6 protein-coding genes are annotated in these 8,435 nt (G+C 59.3%); 1 reads left to right on the top strand and 5 read right to left on the bottom strand.

Translation table 11 applies throughout. The features are described from left to right. Positions 1-245: 245 nt before the first annotated feature. From FQV27_RS18475 to FQV27_RS18465, 3 genes are all read right to left on the bottom strand, one after another. Entirely contained in the window at positions 246-845 is a 600-nt protein-coding gene (locus FQV27_RS18475; protein ID WP_147101514.1) for a recombinase family protein, read from the bottom strand. 424 nt (positions 846-1,269) lie between these two features. After that, a complete protein-coding gene (locus FQV27_RS18470; RefSeq protein WP_147101509.1) occupies positions 1,270-1,956 on the bottom strand; it encodes an SOS response-associated peptidase in 687 nt (228 codons plus the stop codon). 17 nt (positions 1,957-1,973) lie between these two features. Further along, positions 1,974-2,285, bottom strand: coding sequence for a hypothetical protein (locus FQV27_RS18465; RefSeq protein ID WP_147101506.1), 312 nt, complete (start codon positions 2,283-2,285; stop codon positions 1,974-1,976). A 72-nt stretch (positions 2,286-2,357) separates the two neighbouring features. Between FQV27_RS18465 and FQV27_RS18460 the strand changes: the two genes are divergently transcribed. After that, entirely contained in the window at positions 2,358-3,560 is a 1,203-nt protein-coding gene (locus tag FQV27_RS18460; RefSeq protein WP_147101504.1) for a DNA polymerase Y family protein, read from the top strand. 8 nt (positions 3,561-3,568) lie between these two features. On the opposite strand, the gene FQV27_RS18455 is transcribed toward FQV27_RS18460, so the two are convergent. Further along, entirely contained in the window at positions 3,569-6,235 is a 2,667-nt protein-coding gene (locus FQV27_RS18455) for a DEAD/DEAH box helicase (RefSeq protein WP_147101501.1), read from the bottom strand. Next, positions 6,232-7,893 (bottom strand): site-specific DNA-methyltransferase, encoded by a 1,662-nt coding sequence (locus FQV27_RS18450; RefSeq protein ID WP_147101497.1) that lies wholly within the window; start codon positions 7,891-7,893, stop codon positions 6,232-6,234. The genes FQV27_RS18455 and FQV27_RS18450 overlap by 4 nt, the downstream gene beginning before the upstream one ends. Positions 7,894-8,435: the final 542 nt, after the last annotated feature.

The following is an 8,435-nucleotide window of genomic DNA, read 5'->3' as shown; positions in this document are numbered from 1 at the left end:
TCGTGCGTATCGCCATGTCTTCGGTATCAAAGCCGAGCGAAAACGAGACGTCCGCCGACGCGGCCGAAGCTAATGCGACAGTTATCGCAATACTTGACACAAAGCGCATAAAATATCCTTCCTGTTTGTCAGAGACGGCCTTAGTAACAGCCGTTGTCCACGATCCTACTCCGACTGTATGGCTCCTACGAACGGCAGAAAAGTCCCGCAGAGCAGTTGGTGATGTAGAGCGCAGCGAAGGTCAGCTATCGTGCTTCGATAGGTACTTCAGCGCTCGGCGTCCGTTGTAGGACGCGATAGACTGTCGGCCGCGAAACGTCGAACAGCTCTGCCAGATCGCTGACGGAGTAGTCGCCCGTGTCATACATGCGTCGCAGCTCTGTTTGGCGGCGATCCGACAGCTTAGGCTTCTTGCCCTTCAGCTTCCCCTTTGCGCGGGCAACAGCCATGCCCTCTTTGGTGCGCATGCGGATCAAATCGGCCTCGAATTCAGCGAAGGTGGCGAGAATGTTGAAGAACATCTTTCCCATCGGATCGTGCGGATCATAGACCGACGCTCCCAATGCAAGCCTCACCCCGCGCTTCGCCAACTCATCCGCGATAGAGCGAGCATCCGGAACTGACCGTGCCAGCCGGTCAAGTTTCGGAACCACCAGCGTGTCGCCGGCTCTCACGGCTGCCAAGGCCTGCGCCAGTCCTGGCCGCTCGCGGTTCGTCCCAGTCAAGCCATGGTCGGTATAGATGCGGTCCGCAACTACGCCGAGATTTAGGAGGGATGCCGTCTGTGCGGCAAGGTCCTGTTTGTCGGTCGAACATCGGGCGTATCCAATGCGAGTTTCAGACATGGGGGTGTCCTTCGGAAAAATATTTTGAAGCCATGTAGAATTGTAACGCAAAAGGCCCGTTCAATGATACCATAACCGTACCATCTAAATGAGAATCGATTTCCCCCTTGAATATTGGGTATGGCTCGGACGCGATACTGCGTCCGCTCAGCGATCCCCTTGCGGACACCTTGGGAAGCAGATCATGGATGAAGCAATGGGTCGCTTTGCCGTTCTCCGCCCCCGCCCGCTCTACCCTGGTCATCGGTGCCACTTAGTGATCAAGAAACTGCGCCATATATCGGTGAAGGTCACAGGACATGGGCCGCAGCACTCCGCTTCGCGAAGCGTGCGGCTGCGGGGCTCAGGTCAGTTACCGTGGCCCAGTTTTGCACTGCCGCTCCTTGGCGGAAATCCCCACAAGCGTGCTATCGCGAACAGCCGGTCAATCGCCACCGGCGGACGCATCGTCTGACGTGATCCCGATGCCTTCGCGGACAATCCGCATCTGACCGGAGGGGTATGGCCGCAAAAGATATGCCGCGTTTTCCGCGCTACCAGTTAGCCAGGTGCCATAGTCTTGCTCGTCCAAGATCACCGGCATCCTTGTCGGATGAACCGGCTTGACCAATTCGTTGGCCGTTGTCGTGACAATGGTATGTGTCAGCCAATCGCCAGTCTCGTCGTCAATGCCGGGCTGTCCCGCGCGCCAAAGGCCAGCAAAGGCGAAGGGAGGCCGCGCATCACTGCCTTTGATTGCGAACCAGTAATCCGTCGCCGGATTCCGGCCCTTCGCCTCGCGGAAGGCGGAGCCGGGGATCAGGCAACGCCGATTGAGAAAGCTGTCCTTCCACAGACCTGATGATCGGAGCTTGTCGTCGCGGGCATTGTTCCAGGCTGCGGGCTTTATCGGTTTGCCGGTTTTCTTGCTTACCTGCGGCGTCAGAAATCCCCAGTGCATCTCGACCAGCTCGCGTTCACCATCGTCGCTTATGCGGACGACCGGTGCCTCGTATTTCGGCCAGATGCCCGTTTGGCCGCGATAGTTGCCGAGGTGGTCGCGCTGCCCCATCACCTCGAATATCTCGCGCATCGCTGCCTGTGACGTCGTGTTCGCATAAAGATTACACATGCTCGCTCCCGCGCCTTTTAGCCTTTCATGCCACCATAGGCCGCTGCGATCTGCGCCGAAACGCGCGCCAGCGCCCTGATCCGGCGCGCGGCGGGCTCGAACCGGGCTGCCGCGATCCACGCCTCGCACAACATTGGACCCTTCGGGTGTCGTTCGCAAAGCAGATCGACCGCAGCCATGATCTCGCTGGAAAGCGGATCGCGTCTCGCTGCGCCGGCGGCCGCGGCATCAAGGGTCGCGATCGCGGCAGCCTGAGCCTCTCGACCGGCTATTTGTTCCGACCACGCGCCGCCGAACGCGACATTGCGGAGCTGACCAGACCTGTCCATCTTCTCTCCTTGCCAAATGAGAACAAAGATAGAACATAAGCGGCGATCTGACCATTCTCGATATCTGGTGTCATGCCCCCCTTCCGCGTCCTCTATCTCGATATGAACAGCTTTTTTGCGAGCGTCGAACAGCAGCTCGATCCCGCGCTGCGTGGGCGGCCGGTGGCGATTACGGCTGTCGATTCGGACAGCGGCGCCTGTGTCGCCGCGTCCTATGAGGCAAAAGCCTACGGCGTCAAAACCGGCACCCATGTTCGTGAGGCCCGTCGCCTTTGCCCCGGCATCATCTTCCGGCCGTCACGGCACCGGCTTTATGTGCGCTTCAACCTGGCCGTGGCCGACGTGCTGGATCGTCACGCCGAGCTGACCCATATCCGCAGCGTTGACGAGTTCCAGCTGGCGCTGTCGGGCGAAGCCCGGACCCTCGCCGGCGCCGTCGATCTGGTCGCGCGCCTCAAGGCGGCAGTTGCCGCCGAGGTCGGTCAATGCCTGCGCTTCTCGGCTGGCATTGGCCCGAACCATCTTTTGGCTAAGATTGCCGGCAAGCTGGAAAAGCCGGACGGGTGCCAATGGCTCGGGTCTGAGAACCTGCCCGATGCCATCGCCCATCTAGCGCTGGACGATCTGCCAGGGATCTCGGGTGCGATGAAGGCGCGGCTTTACCGTGCCCGTATCTTCGACGTCCCCAGCCTCTTTGCGCTTGATCCGCGGCATGCCCGGCTGATCTGGCGCTCCGTCGAAGGGGAACGGTTCGTGCGAATGCTTCAGGGCATGGATATTCCGCTGATCGCGACGGAACGCGGCGGATTCGGCAACAGCAAGGTGCTTTCGCCCGAATACCGCGATCCGCGCCGTGCCTACCTGGTCGGCCGTTGGCTGGTGGAAAAGGCGACCGCGCGGCTGCGCCGCGACGGTCGCGTGGCCGGACGCTTCAGCCTGTCGGTCAGTTTCATGCCCGGCGGGGTTTGGTCCCGGAATGTTACCTGCTTTCCGACACAGGATACCGCGATCTTCCTCCGGCTTCACCGCGCCCTGTGGGTGCGCCTCTGGCGTACCGCACGACCGGGCGCGGTTATCAGCCTCGGTGTGCATTTGGGCGATGTGGGTTTGCTGCAGGAGCGGCGCGGCGATCTTCTCATGCCACTGGCGCCGGCAGAACTCACACGTGGTGAACGTGTCTCCCGTGCACTCGATCAGATCAATGCCCGACATGGTGATGGGGCAATCCGCTTCGGCCTCCATACGCCCCATCCGGGATTTTTTGAGAGGGGGTAGGTTTCTCGTCACCCCAGCACATGATCGCCCAAGGCGTTTTTCACCTGCTCTCGCACTTCCTTCGGATCGCCGCGTTCCATCGTTGCCATGACGAACACTGCCTTGCCCTCAGACGCGTTGGCCCACTGCTGACCGATCAATTCCTTTTCCCGGCTGTCTCGGCTTTCCTCGGGGGACAGTTGCTTGCCCTTGTATTCGACCACCAGCAGCCGGCCATCCTCCATGACGGCCACGAAATCCGGGTAAAACTTGTCGGTCGAGGTCGGCAGAGAGAAGGAATTCGGATGCCTGCTGACGTTGCGGGTCCAGTATTTCAACTTGGGCAGAGCATCCAGCGCCAAGGCGCATTTGACCTCTTCGCCGCCATCCTTGCTGTCGAATGTCGGCACCTCGTCCGGCCCCATGAAGTGGTGCTTGAACTTGTACATGCCACGATACTTGGGCACGTCGAAATACATCTCGTCGAAGAACCGGATGCCGTCATCGAAGGACACCTCGACACGCGCCTCGGGGCCGAACAGGTTCATCTGGTAAACCTTGTCGCGCTCCATCTGGCGGAACCCCCTGATCTTCTCGTTCAACTTGCGCGCCAGGATGAACTTGCAGCGCATCAGCTGCGACAGGGGGATATCGCGGTCGCGGGTCAGGTGGGTGACAACATCGTTCAGCCAGGCCAGAAGCTCCGCCTGGCCGATCCATTGATCGCGCACCCTACCATCCAGCCAGCGCACCAGCGAATTCGGCGTCCAGTCGTCCACGTTGATATCCAGCGAAAGCTGTTCCGAACTGTCCGCCGCCGAGATCGAAAGGCGGTTGCCGTCCAGATCAATTTCGAAGGTGTTGGTCGTCTCGACAATATCGAACTCGGCCTTGGTAAGCCGCGCCGGGTGATCGGCCAGCGACCAGTCGTGATATTCCATCAGGATATCGGTATCGCCAAAGACCAGCTCGCCCTGCACATGCGCCATCAGGCGCGGCACGGTGAATTCCTCGCCCAGATGGGCGGGGGCCAGATCGTCGGCGTGCTTGGCTTTGAACTCGTCCAGCTTCTCGCGCAGCACGCCATGCAAGCGCTCGGGGGCCATCTGGAACAGGCGCTCCTCATCTTTGGGCTTGGGTACGCCAGTGAATTCGATCCGGGTCTTGCCGTCATCACCTGCCGAGACCTTGATCTTGCCCGGTGCGACGATATTGATTTCGCGGCGCTCATCTTCGGAGGCGTCCAGCTCGACTGTCATTGTGGGACGCGGGCGCACCTGCCGCCCGAATAGGCCATCATCCAGCCCCGGCTGTTCGGCCTCGATATTGGCCTCAGCCTCACTTTCCTCGAAGCCCATATCGACCAGCTTGTCGCGCAAGCTGACCGCCGCCTCAGAGAAATGCTTAGAAACCAGCTTGGCGTAGGACTTGTTCAGCGCCGGTTCCTCGCGCTTTTTCGCATAGGGCATCCGCAACACGCGGCCCAGAAGCTGCTCGGCGTCCGTGCTACTGCGGATATTGGCCAGCGAGCAGAACACATAGGCAAAGGAACAATCCCAGCCTTCCTTCAGCGCCTCGATGGTGATGACATATTCAATCGAGCAATCGGGTTTGAACAGGTCGATACCGTCCAGATCACGTTGCGCGCCGGTCGCCACGGCGATCTTGGCCGGGTCAATATTCTCATTGTCGATCAGGTGCTGCTTCAGCACATCGACAGTAACATCCTCACCCTTCTTCTGAGCCTGAAACAACACGATGGGCCGAATATAGCCCTCCCGATCCAGATCGGCGTACTCCTGCAACTCGGCGCGTTTCAGGATGGCGGAGTTCACCGCCCCCTGCCACGTCTCTGCCTCGTCAAGCACCACGGGCATCTTGATCATCTCTTCATCCTTCAGCTCTTGCGCTGTGACAGAATGAAGGATGTTGTTGAAGCCCTTGGGCGTGGCGGTGAACTCGATCAGGGCGCTTGGGTTGATCCGCTCATAGACATCCTGGCTGAGGTTCGTGCCCGCCTTGTGCGCCTCATCCATGATGACAAGCGGGCGGTGCAGATGCATCAGGTTGGCAAAGCTGAATCGGATATCGCCCTTATTCGGGCCATCGTCATTGCGCTCAAGCCCCGGTGTGTTGGGCGAAACCGTCGAAAAGTGCCCCTCCAGCATCTCGTGATGGGCATAGACCTTGCGCCCGTCGGTATTGCTAACCCGCAGCGTCTGGATTGTGCCGACCACGACGCAGAGGTTTGAGCGCAGATCATGCGGCGTGATCTGGGTGAAATCGCCAATGTCGAACACCCGCACGCGGCCCTCGAATGCCGCGTCCAGCACCTGCCGATAGGGGTGGCGCGGGTTTTTCAGCGCTTCGGCGGTCTGTATCCGGATCGTGTTCGTCGGCACCAGCCACAGGACCAGCGGGAAATCCTTTTCCACCCAGGCATCCTTGGCCACAGTAATCGAATGCGCCGCGAGGATCGTCTTGCCGCCGCCCGTTGGCAGGCGCAGGCAGACATAAGGCACCTCTGGCAGGGCCTTGATCGGCTTATATCCCGCCGCGTAGCCCTTGAGCCGTTTCGCAAGTTCCGGTTCTGCCGTAATCGTCTCATAGGCCGGTTTGGGGCCTGTAATCCGCGCCTCTTCAAAGAATTTTCGCAGCGTGGCGAGCGAGGCTTTCTGATAATCCTTCAGCTTCATTTGCGCGCCTTCACATCATAAGGGGTTTGTTTGAATTCGATCTGTTCGGCCTTCAGCGTGGCCTCGGACAGCGCCGTGCGCTCGCCATAGACGGTCAGCGGGCCGGTGAAATCACCCATGCCTTCGCGGATCAGGGCCAGTGTCTTGCGGGTCAGGACGTTACCGCCCGAGACCGATTTGTCACCAAGGATGCCGTTGTAAAGCAGCGCATAGCCGTGGCCGCCCTTCACCCCAAGGAAGGGGGTCAGGGGCTGCGGTTCGGTCCACGGGCTGCCGGTTTCCGCAAACCAGATATGGGCGGCGAGGATCGGAAAGCGGATATCAGGCTGGATCTGGCCGTCTTCGGTAAAGACCGGCGGGCCAAGGCGGTAAAAGCGGAACCCGCCGCCGCCTTGCCAGTTCTGCGCCTGGGAAATACCACCCTGTTCGCCGTCGATGACCTTTTGCAGACGCGGCGCGCAATGGGTGACGGCATGATCCCCCATCTCGATCCCGATATAGCGCCGCCCCATCTTTTGCGCCACGGCAGCCGTGGTGCCGGAGCCGAGGAAGCTGTCGAGCACGAGGTCGCCAGGATTTGTTACAAGGCCGACGATCTTCTGTACCAGCTTTTCTGGTTTCTTGCTGTTTGGAAACAGAACGCCGCCTTCCTGACCGACCCCGCCAGTAGTTTTAATGTCTGTCCAGAAATCGCCCGGGTGCGTTAGCAGCGCGTCATCGGCGAATATGATCTGAACGCGCGGTTGTTTCGCAGTTTGATCAAAATCACTTTTGAAGAAATAAACCAAACCAGTGGCGGAAAGCGCAGCACTAATGGCTCCTCCAGACTTGGGTGAAGACTTCGCCAGATTATATACGCTTGAAGATCCAACGGCTTGAACAATGCGATAAGCGTTCTCGAACTTCCAACGCTCTTGCTCGGCCTTTGGAACCTTGTTCTCTTTGAAAAAATTCGCAAGACTTTCTAGTCGAGTTCTTGCCAAGATCGCGTTGCAACGTCCTACTATCTCTTCGTCTGCGGTTTCCTGAGACTGCAATTCTCGTAGTTCTCTGATCTCATCCTGAGTAAGCCCGCAGAGTAAGGTCTTGTATTCGTCATTCCATTTGGAAAGAGGAATGGGGTCAATATTGATCGGGGGTTTGTTGCCACCAGTGTATATGATAAGCCATTCCTTCAATTTAGGAAGGCGCTTTTCCGCGTGAGCCATCTTGACGCCAGATGCTTCAGACATCTTGACTGCGACAGTGTTCAAACGATTTGAGCGTCCAAAGATTTCATCCAGTATTACCGTTAGGTAAGCACCCTGCCGATCATCAATTGAACACACAAATAGGCCATCTGGGGCCAGTAATTCTCTTAGAAGTTCCAGCCTTGGCCACATCATGGCCAACCATTGCGCATGTTCGAGATTGTCGTCGTAATGCTCGGAGATTGCCGCCTTGGTGTTATAGGGCGGGTCGATATAGATGCATTTCACCTGACCCGCGTAATAGGGCAGCAGCGCCTTCAACGCCTCCAGATTATCCCCCTGGATCAGCATATTGCCCGCATCCCGGTCGCCATAGCCCAGCCCCTCGACCTCCTCCAACAGGCGGTAAGGCACCTTCTCGGCGGCGCGCACGTCTTCGTCTCGGGTCAACCAGCGTAGGGTGGGCATCTGCTCGGCTCTCGTTCATTACTGGGCGGATGTGATCCGCGATCGTCAAGGGAACCGCTGGATGCGGCCGCATCGCGCAAAGTGGAGATGCTCCACGCTTTAGACCCAATTTGAGGCTGAAGGTCCACCTGATGACGACAAGTCGCGAGTGGCGCACCGACCGACTATTTGCTTTCTGAATTCCTGGATTCCCGTCCTCTGACGCTGTGTTGTTGTCATAGAGTGATTTAGGGAAGCAGCATGATGGCGTCCCCTTCGGGCCGCGCCCCCGGTTCCGGCCTTCGGCCTCCACCCGAGCCGATCGGGGCGAAGCGCGCGGCTGCGGCGTCCGGTTGAACGTCTCGTCCCGAGCCGTCCCCCCGAACCCCGGTCCTGCGCGCCCTGCCCCGACGATCTCGGCTCTGGCGGGCGGGACCGCTGACGCAGGCGCAAGGCGCAGAGCGAGACGACAAGGATCGAGCGATGCGCCGGGTGGCGATCGGGCACCTACGATGCCGTTTGGCAATCGGCGGATGGCGGACAGCAAGCGGCAGATGGCGGAT

This window comes from Paracoccus aurantiacus, assembly GCF_007993065.1.
GTDB lineage: Bacteria > Pseudomonadota > Alphaproteobacteria > Rhodobacterales > Rhodobacteraceae > Paracoccus > Paracoccus aurantiacus.
The sequence above is the reverse complement of the archived record's forward strand: the minus strand, read 5'-3'. Positions and strand labels throughout refer to the sequence as shown.